The organism is Bradyrhizobium sp. 61, assembly GCF_023073075.1.
Lineage (GTDB): Bacteria > Pseudomonadota > Alphaproteobacteria > Rhizobiales > Xanthobacteraceae > Bradyrhizobium > Bradyrhizobium barranii.
In genome coordinates, this window is the sequence record NZ_JADPIU010000120.1 from 17,366 (window position 1) to 34,911 (window position 17,546).

The 17,546-nt window shown below is 64.9% G+C and carries 15 protein-coding genes; 6 read left to right on the top strand and 9 right to left on the bottom strand.

Translation table 11 applies throughout. From position 1 onward, the window contains the following. Positions 1–2: 2 nt before the first annotated feature. Positions 3–725: a GntR family transcriptional regulator gene (locus IVB46_RS44600; RefSeq protein WP_014491242.1), complete on the top strand. Its 723-nt coding sequence runs from the start codon at positions 3–5 to the stop codon at positions 723–725. A gap of 111 nt (positions 726–836) precedes the next feature. On the opposite strand, the gene atzF is transcribed toward IVB46_RS44600, so the two are convergent. Further along, positions 837–2,642, bottom strand: coding sequence for an allophanate hydrolase (gene atzF, locus IVB46_RS44605; protein WP_247312853.1), 1,806 nt, complete (start codon positions 2,640–2,642; stop codon positions 837–839). A 192-nt stretch (positions 2,643–2,834) separates the two neighbouring features. Beyond that, on the bottom strand, positions 2,835–3,341 hold the full coding sequence (locus IVB46_RS44610; RefSeq protein ID WP_166348049.1) for a MarR family winged helix-turn-helix transcriptional regulator: 507 nt from the start codon (positions 3,339–3,341) through the stop codon (positions 2,835–2,837). A 148-nt stretch (positions 3,342–3,489) separates the two neighbouring features. Between IVB46_RS44610 and IVB46_RS44615 the strand changes: the two genes are divergently transcribed. Next, a complete protein-coding gene (locus IVB46_RS44615) occupies positions 3,490–5,340 on the top strand; it encodes a feruloyl-CoA synthase (protein ID WP_247312851.1) in 1,851 nt (616 codons plus the stop codon). A 347-nt stretch (positions 5,341–5,687) separates the two neighbouring features. Here IVB46_RS44615 and IVB46_RS44620 read toward each other — a convergent pair whose 3' ends face one another. Next, positions 5,688–6,194, bottom strand: coding sequence for a MarR family transcriptional regulator (locus IVB46_RS44620; RefSeq protein ID WP_247312848.1), 507 nt, complete (start codon positions 6,192–6,194; stop codon positions 5,688–5,690). 83 nt (positions 6,195–6,277) lie between these two features. Here IVB46_RS44620 and IVB46_RS44625 point away from each other — a divergent pair, with 83 nt between their 5' ends. From IVB46_RS44625 to IVB46_RS44635, 3 genes are read left to right on the top strand one after another with little or no spacing between them, the layout of a single operon-like run. Next, a complete protein-coding gene (locus IVB46_RS44625) occupies positions 6,278–7,486 on the top strand; it encodes a cytochrome P450 (protein WP_247312845.1) in 1,209 nt (402 codons plus the stop codon). A gap of 12 nt (positions 7,487–7,498) precedes the next feature. Next, a complete protein-coding gene (locus tag IVB46_RS44630; RefSeq protein WP_247312842.1) occupies positions 7,499–7,822 on the top strand; it encodes a 2Fe-2S iron-sulfur cluster-binding protein in 324 nt (107 codons plus the stop codon). A gap of 52 nt (positions 7,823–7,874) precedes the next feature. Then, positions 7,875–9,086 carry an ABC transporter substrate-binding protein gene (locus tag IVB46_RS44635; protein WP_247312839.1) on the top strand — a complete coding sequence of 404 codons (1,212 nt, stop codon included), beginning with the start codon at positions 7,875–7,877 and terminating at the stop codon, positions 9,084–9,086. A gap of 133 nt (positions 9,087–9,219) precedes the next feature. On the opposite strand, the gene IVB46_RS44640 is transcribed toward IVB46_RS44635, so the two are convergent. Next, complete coding sequence (locus tag IVB46_RS44640; RefSeq protein ID WP_208083547.1) at positions 9,220–10,482, bottom strand: NAD(P)/FAD-dependent oxidoreductase; 1,263 nt, start codon at positions 10,480–10,482, stop codon at positions 9,220–9,222. 300 nt (positions 10,483–10,782) lie between these two features. Here IVB46_RS44640 and IVB46_RS44645 point away from each other — a divergent pair, with 300 nt between their 5' ends. After that, positions 10,783–11,955: an ABC transporter substrate-binding protein gene (locus tag IVB46_RS44645; RefSeq protein ID WP_247312836.1), complete on the top strand. Its 1,173-nt coding sequence runs from the start codon at positions 10,783–10,785 to the stop codon at positions 11,953–11,955. Between the two features lie 293 nt (positions 11,956–12,248). Here the strand turns inward: IVB46_RS44645 and IVB46_RS44650 are convergent, their stop codons facing one another. From IVB46_RS44650 to IVB46_RS44670, 5 genes are read right to left on the bottom strand one after another with little or no spacing between them, the layout of a single operon-like run. Next, positions 12,249–14,120 carry a sugar phosphate isomerase/epimerase and 4-hydroxyphenylpyruvate domain-containing protein gene (locus IVB46_RS44650; RefSeq protein WP_247312833.1) on the bottom strand — a complete coding sequence of 624 codons (1,872 nt, stop codon included), beginning with the start codon at positions 14,118–14,120 and terminating at the stop codon, positions 12,249–12,251. Continuing rightward, positions 14,117–14,854 (bottom strand): ABC transporter ATP-binding protein, encoded by a 738-nt coding sequence (locus IVB46_RS44655; protein ID WP_247312830.1) that lies wholly within the window; start codon positions 14,852–14,854, stop codon positions 14,117–14,119. The genes IVB46_RS44650 and IVB46_RS44655 overlap by 4 nt, the downstream gene beginning before the upstream one ends. Before the next feature lie 9 nt (positions 14,855–14,863). Then, entirely contained in the window at positions 14,864–15,607 is a 744-nt protein-coding gene (locus IVB46_RS44660; RefSeq protein WP_038933436.1) for an ABC transporter ATP-binding protein, read from the bottom strand. Beyond that, the gene (locus IVB46_RS44665; RefSeq protein WP_247312827.1) at positions 15,604–16,602 is read right to left on the bottom strand and encodes a branched-chain amino acid ABC transporter permease; all 999 of its coding nucleotides are present in this window, start codon (positions 16,600–16,602) and stop codon (positions 15,604–15,606) included. Before IVB46_RS44665 ends, IVB46_RS44660 begins: the two co-directional genes overlap by 4 nt. Next, entirely contained in the window at positions 16,599–17,474 is an 876-nt protein-coding gene (locus IVB46_RS44670) for a branched-chain amino acid ABC transporter permease (protein WP_247313193.1), read from the bottom strand. The genes IVB46_RS44665 and IVB46_RS44670 overlap by 4 nt, the downstream gene beginning before the upstream one ends. Between the last annotated feature and the right edge of the window lie 72 nt (positions 17,475–17,546).

Sequence of the window (17,546 nt, forward strand, 5' to 3'; positions counted from 1 at the left end):
GTATGACGCTTGACGATCTTCCGCCCGGAACATTGCCGGCCGAGCCGGTGGTGCCGCGCGTCGACCGGGCGCAGCCCAGCGTGCACAAGATCACGCGCGCCGAGGAGCTGCGGCTTCAACTCGCCGACGAGATCGTACGCGGAACCCTGGCCCCGGGCGCGCCGCTTGATGAAACCGACATCGCGCGGCGCTTCAGCGTCTCGCGCACGCCGGTTCGCGAGGCGTTGCGCCAGCTGGTGGCGAGCGGCCTCGTCGAATCGCGCGCCCATCGTGGCGCGGTGGTGGCGCAGCCCTCGGTCGAGCGTCTCAAGAGCATGTTCGAGGCAATGGCGGAGCTCGAGGCGCTGTGCGCGGGCCTTGCGGCCGAGCGCATGTCGGCTGCCGAGCGTCACGGTCTCGAAGCCATCCATGAAGAGCTGCGCGTGCTCAGCTACGCCGGCAATCCCGATCGTTTCCACGAGGTCAACGAGCGCTTCCACAACGCGATCTATGCGGGATCGCAGAACGGCTACATCGCCGAGATTACGCTGGCGACCCGCGTCCGCGTGCAACCGTTCCGCCGCGCCCAGTTCCGCAACCTCGGCCGATTGGCAAAGTCGCAGGCCGAGCACGACCGCGTCGTCGTCGCCATCATGCGCGGCGACAAGCAGGGCGCCGCCGCCGCCATGCGCGCGCATATCGAGCTGGTGCGCGGAGAGTATGAGATTTACGCGGTGTCGGTGTAGAGCGGCAAACGCGGTACCGTAGGGTGGGCAAAGGCGCAAAGCGCCGTGCCCACCATCTATCCTAACTCATGCTGTTGGTGGGCACGCTTCGCTTTGCCCACCCTACGAGATCTACGCCGTCGCGGCCTTCGCCATGAACTTCCGCCAGCCGCCATACGCCGTGATGTCTCGCGCCTCGCCCAGCACCTCCGGCTCAACGAGAAACCCTTTCACGCTGCGGCCATCCGCTAGCCTGATTGTGCCGATCGCCATCGGCGCGGGAATCGCGTTTACGAACTTGCCGAAAGCCGACGACGACAGCGACCAGATCTCCAGCTCGATCGACGCGCCCGTGCCTGCCTCGACGCGCAGCATGCCCGGCTTCGGGGGCGTGGTCTTGAGTGCGTAGAGCTTGTAGTCGGGCGCGGTCTTGGTCGCTTCGACCAGTTTACCGTTCAGTGCCCGCAATTCGCCGTTCAGCGCCATGCCGGAGAGATGCGCGCCGACAACGGCGATCGGAATCTCGTCGCTGTCGTTTACTGCGAGCGGCGCCAGCGGTGCCTGCGCAACGCCCTTCGCGCCAACGGTTAGTTTCGTATCCGCATGGAATGCACGGCCGATGCTCGCAATCAGCGCATCGCGCCCCGCAGGCGCGAGCAGCGTGATGCCGAACGGAATGCCGTCGGTGCGCATCGACGCCGGTACCGCGAGGCCACAGAGATCGAGCAGGTTGACAAAATTGGTGTAGGTGCCGAGCCGGCTGTTGAGCTCGATCGGATTGGCCAGCACCTGCGCCGTCGTATACGCAGTCGGCGCCGTCGGCAGCACCAGCGCGTCGATATTGGCGAAGGTGCGCTCGGCGATCTTGCGCAGGCCCTGCAAACGGTAGAGCGCAGAGAAGGTTTCCGCAGCGGTCAGCCGCGCGCCGGCGGCGGTGATCTCGCGCGTCACCGGATGAATCGAATCAGGCGCGGACGCCAGCAGATCCTTGATCACGAGATAGCGTTCGGCGACCCACGGCCCCTCATAGAGCAGCCGCGCCGTCTCGTAGAACGGCTCAAGGTCGAACTCGACCAGCTCAGCGCCGAGCGCGGTCCAGCGCTTCAGCGCATCGCCGTAAGCGGCTTCTGCCTTCCTGTCGCCGAAGAAGATCAGTTGTCCGTTGCGCGGTACGCCGAGGCGCAAATTCGCGGGGAACGGCGTGATCGCGCCGAGCGGCCGGTCGCGCGAGAACGGGTCGGCCTGGTCTGGACCCGCCATCACGGAGAGTGCGAGGGCGGCGTCGTCGACGGTCAAAGCGAATACCGAGATGCAATCGAGCGTGCGGCAGGCCGGCACCAGGCCGGCCGTCGAGATCATGCCGAGGCTCGGCTTCAGCCCGACGATGTTGTTGAGCATCGCCGGTACCCGGCCGCTGCCGGCGGTGTCCGTGCCCAGTGACAGCGGCACCAGTCCGGCACCCACGGCGACCGCCGAGCCTGAGCTCGAGCCGCCGGGAATGAGATCCTCGCGGATCGAATTTTTGGGGATGCCATAAGGCGAGCGCACGCCGACGAGGCCGGTTGCGAACTGGTCGAGATTGGTCTTGCCGATGATGATCGCGCCGGCCGCGCGCAGGCGTTCCGCCGCGGTCGAATCATGCGTCGGCGTATACGAGAAGGCCGGGCAGGCCGCGGTGGTCGGAAATCCCAGCGCGTCGATATTGTCCTTCACCGCGACCGGCACGCCGTAGAGCGGCAGGCTGGTGGCATCCCTTGCGGCAAGCTTCTCGGCTTCCGCGATCGCGTCCTTCTCGTCGCGCAGGCTGATGAAGATTGCGGGATCGTTGTGATCGCGGATGCGCTGATAGGTTCGCGCGACGGTCTGCGCAGGCGTGATCGTGCCCGCGCGATGCGCGGCCACAATCGCGGCGATCGTTTCAGGCTGCTCAGCCCCCATGGTGACAAAACTCCGGCAACAGGTCTTACCCGGATTGAAGCAAGCGATGTGCCATTGTGTACACAATCCGGGCAGGCGCAATGTCCCGGATATTATCGATGGATCAGTGGCTTGTTGGATATTTCGAGGATTGATGGGCCGTCGTGCCAGCGCCCTGATACGGGCATTTGCGTAAATGTTGGGCAGTCTCGATCAGGTGAAGCCGGCAAGGATCTGGAGCAGCCGCTCCCGGTTCTCCTTGCCGATCTTCTCCACGACATGCCGCTCGTGCTCGGCGGCCAGGCGCTTGAATTTGGCAAGCGCCGTCTCCCCCGGTGCGGTGAGGTGCAGCGCGTGAGAGCGGCGGTCTGCCTTCGACTTGATCCGCTTCACCAGCTTGCGCTGTTCGAGGCTGTCGAGCAGATGCACCAGCCGGGCGCGCTCGATGCCGAGACGCTTCGCCACCGCCATCTGGGAGAGGCCCGGATTGGCGCCGATGACCGTCAGCACGGAATACTGCGTCGGCTTGATGTCGACCGCGCCGAGCGTCTTGATGAAGTCCTGAAAGATCCAGATCTGGAAGCGACGCACCGCATAACCGGCGTGCCCGACCAGCGCGTCGAGGCCGATCTCGTCCGCGTCGTTCGGCCGCGCCGCGCCGTTGCCGGCACGTTTGCGTGGGGAGGGGCGGGGCTCAGTTCGGGCTGCGCTGGCTGTCACGTGATCTCTCCTGCCGTGCAACCTTAGCGCCCCGAAGGCCCCCGTGGAAGATTGTTGTTGACGACAACAATTGTCGCGCCCAACAATATGGCCAAAGCGGCCCGGAACGAGGCTGTAGCCGATCCCTGATACGGGCGAGGAGGAAACCATGACAACCGCCGCACGCGGTGACGCTTCGAGCCTGTTCGCAACACCCAAGACCGTCGCCGAGCATCGCCCCGACGGCAGCATCGTGCTGCGCTCGCCAGAACCCTTGCGCGACGGCGCGCGCTGCATCGGCGACTGGCTGGAGCATTTTGCGCGGCAGACGCCTGACACGATCTTCCTCGCCGAGCGCGACAGCGCCGACACGCCCTGGGCCACCATGACCTACGCGGGTGCCCTGCGGCGTGTGCGCGCGGCGGCGTCCTGGATTCTGGCGCAGAGCCTCAGCGCCGAGCGCCCCGTCGTCATTCTCTCCGACAACAGCATCGATCACGCGTTGCTCGCGCTGGCCGCCCAGCATGTCGGCGTTCCCTCGGCCGCGATCTCGCCGGCCTATTCTCTGATGTCGAAAGATTTCGACAAGCTCAAGGGCATGATCTCGCTGCTTCAGCCCGGCGCGATCTATGTCTCCGCCACCAAACCGTTTGCCGCGGCGCTGGCCGCGATCGAGCCGCTGCACAAAGCGCAGATCATCAGCGGCAATGCTGGCGATACCGATGCGCTTGCCTTTCGCGCCATTGCGTCAACTCCTGAAACCCTCGACGTCGCAAAAGCCTTCGCCGCGGTGACACCGGACACGATCGCAAAATTCCTGTTCACCTCGGGCTCGACCGGCACGCCGAAAGCCGTCATCAACACCCAGCGCATGCTGACCTCGAGCCAGCAGGCCAAGGCGCAAACTTGGACGTTCCTGGAGCAGGCTGACAGCGATCTCGTCATTCTCGATTGGCTCCCCTGGAGCCACACGTTCGGCGCCAACCACAATTTCAATCTCGTGCTGTGCAACGGCGGGTCGCTCTATATCGACGGCGGCAAGCCCGCGCCCGGCCTGTTCGCAACGTCACTCGCCAATCTGAAAAGCGTGATGCCGACGGTCTATTTCAACGTGCCGCGCGGTTTCGACATGCTGATCGCAGCGCTGCGCGGCGACGAGGAGCTGCGCCGCCGCTTCTTCGGCGAGGTGAAATTCGCCTTCTATGCCGGCGCCGCGTTGCCGCAGAACCTCTGGGACGCGCTCGAGCAGCTTTCGGTGGAGACTGTTGGTCGTCCGCTGCCGATGGTGTCGGCCTGGGGTTCGACCGAGACGTCACCGCTCGCGACCGACTGTCATTTCCTCGCGGAGCGCTCGGGCAATATCGGCGTGCCCATTCCCGGAACCGAGCTGAAGCTCGTCACGTCGGGCGACAAGCTGGAGGTGCGCGTGCGCGGCCCCAATGTCACGCCGGGTTATTGGAAGGCGCCGGAGCTGACGAAGCAGGCTTTCGACGACGAGGGCTTTTATCTCATTGGCGATGCCGTGAAGCTTGCCGATGCGAACAGGCCGGAGCGCGGATTGTTCTTCGATGGTCGTGTTGCGGAAGACTTCAAGCTCAATTCCGGCACCTGGGTCAGCGTCGGCACGCTGCGCGTCGCCGGCATCGCGGCACTCGCGCCGCTGGCGCAGGATATCGTCGTCGTCGGCCATGGCGGCGACGAGGTGCGCTTCCTGGTCTTCCCGAACATGGCCGCGTGCCGTGCCCATGCCGGCTTGCCCGAGACGGCAGGCGTCAACGATGTGCTTGGCGATGGGAGGGTCAGGGCTGCGATCGCGCAGGGCCTGGCGAAGCTGAAGCAGCAGGGCACCAACTCCTCCGGCCACGCGACGCGCGCGCTGCTGCTCGCCGAGCCGCCGTCGGTTGACGGAGGCGAGATCACCGACAAGGGTTACATCAACCAGCGCGCCGTGCTGACGCGGCGTGCCGATGCGGTGGCGCGGGTGAATGATGATGCGTCGGGTGAGTGGATCGGTCTGTAGCCACGGGCAGATCAGGTCAGAGTGAGGCCACGCTCTCTCCACATCGTCATTGCGAGCGCAGCGAAGCAATCCAGAATCTTTCCCCGGAGGGGCTCTGGATTGCGTCGCTGCGCTCGCAATGACGGGGATAGAGCTGCCGCCAACTAAGCCAGCCATTCTGCCGCAATATCCTGCATGATTCTTTTGTTGCTTAAGCAACTAATTTGTGCGAACCGTTCGAGACAAGGATGACGGCGGGGGAACCGCTGCGCCTGATCCTGGAGGAAACGATGCTCGGCAGAGAGGGTGCCGCGGGCAAACGCCGGCGTATGCCTGTAAGCGGCGATGCCGCGCGCTTCACGCGCGCGTCAGGTGGTGCTGCTGCCGGTCACTGCGCCGAGATTTTCGTGCAGCCGGCGCAGCAGATCGATCAGCACCTCGCGCTCGTCCTTGCTCAGGCAGGACAGCAGCCGCCGCTCGCGCTCGAACGCCGCGACGATCACCTTGTCATGGGTGGCGCGGCCCTTCGCCGTCAGCGAGATCGAATGGGTGCGGCCGTCATTCGGGTCGGTGCGGATCGACACCAGTCCGCGCTTCTCCAGCCCCGCGAGCGTCCGGCTCACCGGTCCCTTGTCAAAACCGATGACGTGGCAGATGCGCGAGGCGGGAATACCAGGCTCGATCGCCAGCAGCGACATGATCCGCCATTCGGTGACGTTGACGCCGAACTCGCGCTGGTAGAACGCGGTGGCGCTGTTCGAGAGCTTGTTGGCGATGAAGGTGATGAAAGCCGGGACGTAACGGTCGAGATCGAGCGTCGGCCCGGTTTCGGAGGGTGCGGGCCTTTGGCGGGCTCTGGTCGAAGACGGCGGCATATCGGTCTTTTGTCTCGCGGCGTGTCCGAAGACCTAAGGGCAAGCGCGGCCCTTTCACAAGATCAAAATGAGGGAGGACTTCAATGAGCGCACCTGGCTCCGCCGTATCAGGCGTCCCGCATCTCGACGTCGATCCCTTCGACATGAATTTTTTCGCCGACCCCTATCCCACGCACGAGCTGCTGCGGGAGGCAGGTCCGGTCGTCTATCTCGACAAATGGAACGTCTACGGCGTGGCACGCTATGCCGAGGTCCACGCCGTGCTGAACGATCCCGCGACGTTCTGCTCCAGCCGCGGCGTCGGCCTCTCCGATTTCAAGAAGGAGACGCCGTGGCGGCCGCCGAGCCTGATCCTCGAGGCCGATCCGCCCGCGCATACGCGGACCCGCGCCGTGCTCTCGAAGGTGCTGTCGCCGACCGTGATGAAGCAGGTGCGCGACCGCTTTGCCGCGACGGCCGAGGAGCGGGTGGACGCGCTGATCGAAAGGCGCAGCTTCGACGCGATCGCCGACCTCGCCGAGGCCTATCCGCTCTCGATCTTCCCGGATGCGCTCGGGCTGAAATCCGAGGGGCGCGAACATCTGATTCCCTACGCGAGCGTCGTGTTCAACGCATTCGGGCCGCCCAATGAGCTGCGCCGGGAGGCGATTGCGCGTTCAACGCCCCATCAAGCCTATGTTGCCGAGCAGTGCCAGCGCGAGAACCTTGCGCCGGGCGGCTTTGGCGCCTGCATTCATGCCCAGGTCGACGAGGGTGCGATCACGGCCACCGAAGCGCCGCTGCTGGTGCGCTCGCTGCTGTCGGCTGGCCTCGACACCACTGTCAACGGCATCGGCGCGGCCGTCTATTGCCTCGCGCGCTTCCCCGAGCAATGGCAGCGCCTGCGCGGCGATCTCACGCTCGCGCGTAGCGCCTTCGAGGAAGCGGTTCGTTTCGAAAGCCCGGTGCAGACCTTCTTCCGCACCACGACACGTGAGGTCGAGCTGTCAGGCGCGACGATCGGCGAAGGTGAGAAGGTGCTGATGTTCCTTGCCGCCGCCAATCGCGATCCGCGCCGCTGGGACAAGCCCGACAGCTACGACATCACGCGCCGCTCGTCCGGCCATGTCGGCTTCGGCTCCGGCATCCACATGTGCGTCGGCCAGCTCGTCGCGCGTCTCGAAGGCGAAGTGATGCTGACGGCGCTGGCGCGGCGTATCGCGAAGATCGAGATCACGGGCGAGCCGAAACGCCGCTTCAACAACACGCTGCGCGGGCTCGACAGCCTGCCGATCACCATCACCCCGGCCTGACGAGGAGCCTTGATGCCCGCCATCACTTTCATCCATGCCGACGGCCAGTCCGATCGTGTCGAAACTTCAGGCGACGAAAGCGCCATGCAGGCCGCGACCCGCCATGGTCTCGACGGCATCCTGGCCGAGTGCGGTGGCAATGCCATGTGTGCGACCTGCCACGTCTATATCGACGCAGCCTGGCTCGCGCGCCTGCCCGCGATGGCTGATGACGAAGACGCGCTGCTCGACGGCACCGCCGCCGAGCGGCTGCCGAACAGCCGGCTGGCTTGCCAGATCATGATCACGCCCGCGCTCGACGGGCTGGTGCTGAGATTGCCGGAACGGCAGGTCTGAATTCCAGAACGTGCCGGCGGCGACCGGCGCGACACACAAAGGGGAGGGAACGATGAAACACCTGAAATGGACGCTCGCGCTGGCGGCGAGCCTGATGAGCGGCGCGGCAAGCGCCGAGATCTCCGACAATGTCGTGCGCGTCGGCGTGCTCAACGACATCTCGGGCATCTTCCAGGACACCAACGGTATGGGCTCGGTCGAGGCTGCGCGGATGGCGGCCGAGGATTTCAACGGCGGCGGCAAGAACATCAAGGTCGAGATCGTCTATGCCGACCACCAGAACAAGGCCGATGTCGGCAACGCCATCGCGCGCAAATGGCTCGATGTCGAGGGTGTCGATGCCATCGTCGACGTGCCGAATTCGGCCGTCGGCCTCTCCATCAACACGCTGCTGCGCGACAGCCGCATGACCTTCCTGGCGTCGTCGACCGCAAGCTCGGATCTCACCGGCAAGGCCTGCTCGCCCAATACGATCCAATGGGTCAACGATGCCTGGGCGACCGGCAACACCACCGCTGCCGCGATGATGTCGCGCGGCGGCAAGGACTGGTATTTCCTCACGGTCGACTATGCGCTCGGCAAGGGCATCGAGGCGGAGGCGCAGAAATACATCGAGGCGCACGGCGGCAAGGTGCTCGGCTCCTCCAAGCACCCGCTCGGCACGTCGGACTTTGCCTCCTTCCTGTTGCAGGCGCAGGGCTCGAAAGCGCAGGTGATCGGCCTCGCCAATGCCGGCGGCGACACCATCAACGCGGTGAAGCAGGCTGCCGAGTTCGGCATCCAGCAAGGCGGGCAGAAGCTCGTCGCCTTCCTGCTCTTCATCAACGACGTCCATGGCATGGGCATCAAGGTCGCCCAGGGCCTCCAGCTCATGGAAGCGTTTTACTGGGACATGAACGACGACACCCGCGCCTTCGCCAGGCGATTTGCGGCGCGGGCCGGCATGAACGGCAAGATGCCGAGCGGCAACCAGGCCGGCGTCTATGCCTCGACGCTCGCTTATCTGAACGCGGTCGCCGCGACCGGCAGCGACAATGCGAAGGACGCCGTGCCCGAGATGAAGAAGTTTAGGGGCAAGGACAAGCTGTTCGGTGACACCACGATCCGCCAGGACGGCCGCGTCGTGCATCCCATGTATCTGTTCGAGGTGAAGAAGCCGGAGGAGTCGAAATATCCGTACGACTACTACAAGCTGGTCTCGACGATCCCCGCGGACCAGGCGTTTAGGCCGATGACGGAGGGCGGGTGCGAGTTGGTGAAGTAGGCGGTCTCGTGCCCCGGACGCAGCGCAGCGCGAAGCGATGCGCTGCAGAGCCGGGGCCCACGACTGCTGGGTCCCGGCTCTGCGTCGCGTCATTGCATGCCGCGCCGCGTCCGGGACACGAGAGAGGCGCCTCCTACGCCACCTTGCTACTCCCCTGCGTGATCAACCGCGCCGCGCGCTGGTCGCGGGCGTAGATCCAGAGCCAGCTCAGGGCGACGCTGAGGCGGTGGCGCAGCCCGATCAGGAAGTAGATGTGGGCGATGCCCCAGATCCACCATGCGATGGTGCCGCGCAGTTTGACCTTGCCGAAATCGATCACCGCGAGCCGCTTGCCGATCTGTGCGAGGCTACCGGAGTGCTTGTAGCGGAATGCACCTTTGTTCTCGCCACGCAGGCGCGCCTTGATGGTCTCGGCGACGTGCCGGCCCTGCTGCTTGGCGGCCGGCGCGATGCCGGGCACCGGCTTCCCCTCCCAGGCGTTGATCACAACAGTGTCGCCGATCGCAAAGATTTCGGGATGACCAGGTATCGTCAGATCGTCTTGGACCTCCACGCGCCCGGCGCGATCGCTTGGTGCACCTAGCCATTCGGCGGCGGGCGAGGCGCGCACGCCGGCGGCCCAGATCCGCGTCTTTGCTTCGAGCAGCTTGCCGCCGAATACGACGCCCTCACGGTTGATCTCGGTGACGGCCTGGCCCAGCACGACCTCGACGCCGATCTTTTCCAGCGACGCTTGCGCATAGGCCGAGAGATCATCGGGGAAGCCTGCGAGCACGCGCGGTCCGGCCTCGATCAGCACCACGCGTGCCTTGTGGGTGTCGATGTTGCGGAAGTCGGCGGGGAGCGTGTGGTGCGCCATTTCGGCGATGGTGCCGGCGAGTTCGACGCCGGTGGGGCCGGCGCCGACGATGACGAAGGTCAGCCGCGCCGCGCGTTTGGCCGGATCGGTCTCGCGCTCGGCGCGCTCGAATGCAACCAGGATGTGACGGCGCAGCGTGGTCGCGTCTTCCAGCGTCTTCAGGCCGGGGGCGAACTGCTCCCACTCGTCATGGCCGAAATAGGCATGGCGCGCGCCGGTGGCGAGCACCAGCGTGTCGTAGGGCACCTCGCTGCCGTCGTCGATCAGCACGCAGCGCCGGTCGGCATCGACGCCACTCACCGTCGCAAACAGGGTCGTCACCTCGCGCCGGTCGCGCATCAGGTGCCGGACCGGCCAGGCGATTTCGCTGGTCGCGAGCGAGGCGGTCGCGACCTGGTAGAGCAGCGGCTGGAACAGGTGATGGTTGCGGCGGTCGATCAGAGTGATGTCGACCGGCGCGCCCGCAAGCCGGTAGGTCGCCTCCAGCCCGCCGAAGCCGGCTCCGACGATGACGACGCGGTGGGGATTTGCGGCCATGATAACACCCTCGAATCTCGCTGCTGCTCTCCTTCATGTAAGTGCGCATTGGGCGCCGTAGTCCAATAGCCGTCATCAATCGCGGCATAGGCGGGGCGTATCGTCATCCCGCGAAAAAGCGCCGCAGCCTTGGTCGAAGTGAGTAGAATTATATTTCTTGCCATCCTCGATTGGGGCGAAATATGGTGCAGGGGCGGGCGCTGAGCCATTGGCGGCGCGACAGATTTTGCGTTCAATAGAGACAGACCCGGGGCGGCGATCACCCCGTTTCCGGGATCAATAATAAGGAGGGGAGTGGTTATGAGGACGGCATTCTGGCTGGCGGGCGCAGCGGCGCTGGTGCTGGCAAATCAGGCATTCGCCGGCGACACCATCAAGATCGGTTTCGTTTCGACCTTCAGCGGCCCGACCGCCGTGATCGGCAACGACATGCGCAACTCCTTCGAGCTCGCGCTGGATCACATCGGCCGCAAGATGGACGGCAAGCCGGTCGAGGTGATCTACGAGGACGACGGGCAGAAGCCCGATGTCGGCAAGCAGAAGACCGAGAAGCTGGTGCAGTCCGACAAGGTCGATTTCATCGTCGGCTACATCTGGTCGAACGTGCTCCTGGCATCGCTCAAGACCGCGGTGGACTCGCAGACCTTCCTGATCTCGGCCAATGCCGGTCCGTCGCAGCTCGCCGGCGAACTGTGCTCGCCTTACGTGTTCTCGACCTCCTGGCAGAACGACCAGACGCCGGCCGCCATGGGCCTCTATATGAACCAGAAGGGCGTCAAGAGCGTGTTCCTGATCGGGCCGAACTACGCGGCCGGCAAGGACATGCTCGCGGGTCTGAAGAGCACGTTCAAGGGTGAGGTCAAGGGCGAGGAATACACGGTCTGGCCGAGCCAGCTCGATTTCTCCGCCGAGCTCTCCAAGGCGCGCGCCTCGGGCGCCGAGTCGATATTCGTGTTCTATCCCGGTGCGGCCGGCGTGCAGTTCCTCAATCAATATGCGCAGGCCGGCCTGAAGAGCACGATGCCGCTCTACACCGCCTTCACGGTCGACGAGCTGTCGCTGCCGCTCCAGAAGGAGAACGCGCTCGGCGTGCCCGGCGCGCAGGAATGGGTCAACGATCTCCCGAACGAGCAGAACAAGCGCTTCGTCGCCGACTACCGCAAGAAGTACACCAATCTGCGCCCGACCTATTACGGCGCGCAGGCCTATGACGCGGCCCAGCTCATCAACAGCGCGGTGGTCGCTGTGAAGGGCGACACCAGCAAGAAGGACGCGATGAAGGCCGAGATGGAGAAGGCCAACTTCAAGTCGCTGCGCGGCCCGTTCAAATACGGTAAGAACCACATCCCGGTACAGAGCTTCTATCTCCAGGACGTGGTCAAGGACGGCGAAGGCCAGCTCTCGCTGAAGACGGTCGCGACGATCGTGGAAAACGACCAGGATCGCTTCCACGACAAGTGCGCGATGAAGTGAGTTGATGCCTCTTCCCCTCTCCCCGCCTGCGGGGAGAGGGTCAGGGTGAGGGGGGGTCTCCGCGGGGACGAAGGTCGTTGTATTCCTCGATAGTCCCCACATCGTCATTGCGAGCGCAGCGAAGCAATCCAGACTGTCTCCGCGGAGGGACTCTGGATTGCTTCGCTGCGCTCGCAATGACGTGTTGAGAGAACGTTGCTCCTGGGGACATATGACTCGCGGAGAGTCTCCCTCACCCGGAATTTGCTGCCGCAGATTCCGGCCTCTCCCCGCAGGCGGGGAGAGGCGAAGACCTACACCCGTGGCATGCTCGCAGGCCTTACCTCGCGGGCCTGCGCCGCGAGCCTGATCCCGGCATTGGCTGCGCCAAATCCCTGATAATCCCGTCGTTCCACGATCTCGAAGAAGAAGCGCTCATCGAAGATGTGGGTGTAGACCTGGAAGAACTCGCCGTCGCCTTCGCGGTCGTAGAGGATGTGGTTAGCGCGCAGCTGCGCCATCAGGTCGGGCGCGAGGTCGTATTTGGCTTCGATGTCGTCGTAGTAGTTATCAGGGATATCCAGGAAATCCGCGCCACGCTTGCGCATCGCGGCGACCGTCGCAAAAATGTCCCGGCAGGAGAACGCGACGTGCTGCACGCCCGAGCCGAAGAACTCCGAGATGAAACGCGCCGGCAGGGTGCGGTTGGCGGATGAGCCGTTGAGCACGAAGCGCAGGCTCTGGTCGGCGTTGATGACGGCCTGACTCTGCACGAGGCCACGCGGGTCGGCGATCTCCATCTGCGGCAGCCGCTTCAGGTCGAGGATGCCGGTGTAGAACAGCAGCCAGGACAGCATCTCGTCGTAGGGCATCGACTGCGCGATGTGATCGACGGCAAGCAGGGCGTCGGCGTTCGCGTCACTTGCGACCGGCTCGAAATCGGTGTCCCAGTTCTTGCCGGCCTGATCGAGGAAATAGAGCAGGCTGCCGCCGACGCCATGGATCGCGGGAATCTCCAGCTCGCCCGGCCCGACCGGCTGGTAGAAGGTGCGCGTCTTCAGCGCTTCGGCGCGCTGCATGGCAAGACCGGCATTGTCGACGTCGAGCGCAATCGCACAGACGCCGGGGCCGTGCGTGACGTAGTGCGAATGCGCAAAGCCGTCGGTCTCACAATTGATCACGAGCTCGACCTTGCCCTGCGACCAGCGCTCCACGGCCTTGCTGCGATGCTTGCCGGTCTTGCGGAAGCCCAGCTGCGCGAACAGGCGGGCGAGGTCGACCGCCTTGGTCTCGTTGACGGCAAACTCGATGAAGCCGGTGCCATGGCTCTTCGCCTTCGGCGCCAGCGGCTCGCTGACAAGCTTCGGCCAATCCGGTGCGAGCTGGTCCTCCAGCAGGATCAGCGAACGCAGGCCGTCGACCGCGGTCTGCGCGGATGAGCCGGCGCGGAACTGGTCGTTGAAGATTTCGAGCGACAGCGGCCCGGCATAGCCGGTCGCCGCGATGGCCTGCATGAATTCACCGACCGGGAGGTCGCCCTGACCGGGGAAGGAGCGGAAGTGCCGGCTCCACGAGAGGATGTCGAGCTCGAGCTTCGGCGCGTCGGCGAGCTGCACCAGAAAGATCTTGTCGCCGGGGATCGAGGCCATGGCGCGAACCGGAAAGCCGGGCGCGAGTGCATGAAAGCTGTCGAGGATGACGCCGATCGCGGGATGATCGGCGCGGCGTACGATCTCCCAGGCGTCGCGGTAGTCGTTGACATGGCGGCCCCAGGCCAGCGCCTCATAGCCGACGCGCAAGCCGCGCTTGGCCGCGCGCTCGCCGAGCTCGCGAAAATCGTCCGCGGCGCGATCGATGCCGCCGAGCGAGGCGGGCGAGACGTTGGAGCAGATCAGCAGCAGGTCGGTGCCGAGCTCCTGCATCAGGTCGAACTTGCGCTCGGCGCGGGCAAAGTTGCGTGTCCGCTGCGGCTCCGGCATGCCCTCGAAATCGCGGAACGGCTGGAATGCGCAAATCTCGAGATTGAGGTCCTTGCACAGCTGTGCCACCTCGCGCGGGCCCGAGCCGAACGATAGCAGATCGTTCTCGAAGATCTCGACCGAGTCGAACCCGGCTGATGCGATGGCGCGGAGCTTTTCGTCCAGGCTGCCTGAGAGCGAGACGGTCGCGATCGAACGCTTGTTCATGCTGCGTTGTCCTCCATGGCGCCGCCAAGAAAGAGCTGGCCGATGCGCGGATCGTTCAGAATTCGCTTCGCGCCGTCGACCATGCGGGTCTGGCCGAGCTCGAGCACGATTCCGATGTCGGAAATCTCCAGCGCCGAGCGCGCGTTCTGCTCGATCATCAGGATGGTGACGCCGCGGTCGCGCAAGCTCTTCAGGATGTCGAAAGTCTGTTGCACCATCAGCGGCGATAGCCCGATCGAAGGCTCGTCGATCAGCACGAGTTTGGGCTCGAGCAGCAGCGAGCGCGCGATCTCGAGTTGCTTCTGCTCGCCGCCGGACAGTGTGGAGGCCTGCTGCGCCGACTTGCGGCGCAGCGCGGGAAACAGGTCGAGCGCGGCTTCGATCCGTGCGGACAGGTCGATGCCCTTGCCGGCGGAGACGCCGCCGAGCTCGATATTGTGGCGCACCGACAGTTCGGGAAAGATGTTGCGGCCCTGTGGCACGTAGCAGATGCCGGCATTGAGCAGCGCGCGCTGGTTCAAATTGGTGACGTCACGGCCGGCAAAGCTGATCTTGCCTTCGCGCAGCTTCAACAGGCCGAAGATCGCCTTGAACACCGTCGACTTGCCGGCACCGTTGGGGCCGATGATGGTGGTGATGGTCGCCTGCGGCACGGCGAAGGTGGTGCCGTTCAGGATCGTCATCTTGCCGTAGCCGCCGACGAGATTGTGAACCGAGAGGATCGGGTCGCTCATGATGGCTTCCTAATGTCCGAGATAGGCTTCGATCACGGCGGGATTTTTCCGCACTTCATCCGGCCGCCCCATCGCCAGCACCTTGCCCTCCGCCATCACCATCACGCGCGAGCACAGCGACATCACGAATTCCATGTTGTGCTCGATCACGACGAAGGTCGCGTTCTTCTCGCGGTTGATCGCGACCAGGCGATCCTTCAGGTCCGACAGCATCGACGGGTTGACGCCGCCGGCGGGCTCGTCGAGCAGCACGAGGCGTGGCCCGCCCATGAAGGCCATCGCGGCATCGAGCAGTTTTTGCTGGCCATAGGAGAGCCCGCCGGCCGGCTCGTCGGCGAGATGGTCGAGCTTGAAGAAGCCGATCATCTGGTTCGCGGTCTCGGTCAGCCCGGCGTCGGAGCGGCCGACCAGGCGCGAGGCCATATTGCCCTGGTGCTCCTGCCCTGCGAGGATCAGGTTCTCGCGCACCGAGAGCTTTGGGAAGACCTGCAAGAGCTGGAAGGTGCGGCTGACCCCGAGCTTGTTGAGCTCGGCGGGACGCAGGCCCGTGACCACCTTGCCGTCGAGCTTGACCTCGCCGCCTGATGGTGTGAGCTGGCCGAGGATGCAGTTGAACAGGGTCGACTTGCCGCAGCCGTTCGGGCCGATCAGGCCGAGGATCTCGCCCTCGCGGACGTCGAATGAGACGCCGTCGACCGCGCTGATGCCGCCGAAATTCTTCTTGATGCCGGTGACTTCCAAGACCGCGCTCATTGCACCGTCTCCAGCCGGGACTTTGCGACGGCGCGCAGCGCGGAGGCCGCCTTGGTGCGGCGCTCGGCGAGATAGCGGTCGAGAATTCCCAGAATGCCGGTCGGCGACCAGATCAAGAGCAGCATCACCGCGACCGCGTAGAGCATCAGATAATACCCTTCCGTGAAGCGCAGCCATTCCGGCAACAGCACCGCGATCATCGCGCCGAGGAAGGGCCCGAAGTAGAAGCCGGCACCGCCGACGATCACCATCATCAAGAGGTCGAGCGAGAGCGACAGGTTGAACGGCACGGGATCGATATATTGCGTCAGCGGCGCATAGAGCGCGCCGGCGACGCCGCCGAGCGCCGAGCCGATCGCGAAGGCCATCAGCGTATAGCGCCTTGTGTCGACGCCGAGCGACTGCGCGCGCAGCGGATTTTCGCGCAATGCCATGAAGGCGCGGCCCCAGGGCGAGCGGATCAGCCACCACACCGCCAGCGACACGATCGCAAGCGAGCCGAGGCAGACATAATAGAACGGCAGCGGCTTACTGGTCGCGATGCCGAAGATGTGCGGCCGCGGAATGTTGGAGATGCCGTAGATGCCGCCGGTGAGCCAGCTCTCGTTGCGGAACACCAGGAAGGCGAGGGTGGAGAAGGCGAGGGTGACGAAAGCGAGGTAATGGTGCTGCACGCGCAGCGCGGGATAGCCGAGCACCCAGCCGACCGCGAAGCTCAAGGCAATCGCGACCACGATCGCCGCCGGCAGCGGCCAGCCATGGGTGGTCATGATCGCGGCCGCATAGGCGCCGATGCCGACGAAGGCCCCTTGCGCCAGCGAGACCTGGCCGGCATAGCCGAGTGTCAAATTGAGCCCCATCGCGGCGATGCTCATCACCGCCCACTGGCTCAGGATGAACAGGCCGTAGCGGTTGAAATTCATGGGGACGATGATCAGGCCGGCAATGACGATGAGGCCGAGCGCGATCTTCAACGGTTTGGCGAAGCCGCTCATACGGTGCGCTCCTCGGCGCGGCCGAGCAAGCCCTGCGGCCGGAACAGGATGACGGCGATCAGGAAGATCATCGGCACGGCGGCGCGGTACTGCGTCGAGACATAGGCGGCCGCGAGATTGTCGAGCACGCCGATCAGGAGGCCGCCGGCGATGGCGCCGCGCACCTGGTTGAAGCCGCCGACGATCGCGGCGATGAAGGCGGCCTGGCCGAGCACCTCGCCGGAGGAGAATTTTGCGAGGTAGATCGGCGTGATCAAAAGCGACGCCAGTGCGACCAGGAAGGCGTTGATCAGGAACGTCAGCAGGATCATGCGCTCGACCGGGACGCCGATGATGCGCGCCACCGTCGGGTTCTGCGCCGCCGCCTGCATCTGGTGACCGAGCGACGTGCGGTTGAGAAGGCTCGTCAGGCCGAAGACGGCAAGAATGGCGAGGACGAGGACGCCGATGCTTTGCAGCGATACGACATGTCCGAGAATGGAGATATCACCGGTCGGCACGATCGAGGGGAAGGGCGAGGCCTCCGCGCTGAAGAACTGCTTCACGGCCTCCTTGATGCCGATCGCAAGCGCCATCGTCGCGATCGCCAGCGGCAGCACGCCATGGCGCATCATCGGATCGACCAGCAGCATCTTGAAGGCGAGGCCCAGCAGGAGCATCGAGAGCAGGATGCCGAGGATGATCGCAAGCCAGAACGGCGCGCCGGCATGCATAGCCGCCAGCATCAGGAACGCCGGCAGCATCACGAACTCGCCTTGCGCGAAGTTGATGGTCTGCGAGGTCTGCCACAGCAGCGTGAAGCCGACCGCGACCAGCGCATAGATCGCGCCGGTGGCAAGTCCCGCGACCAGAAGGTCGAACAGATTGGACATTTTCCCCTCTCTCTTCTCCCTCTCCCCGCTTGCGGGGAGAGGGGTGGGGTGAGGGGGAGTCTCCGCAAGGAC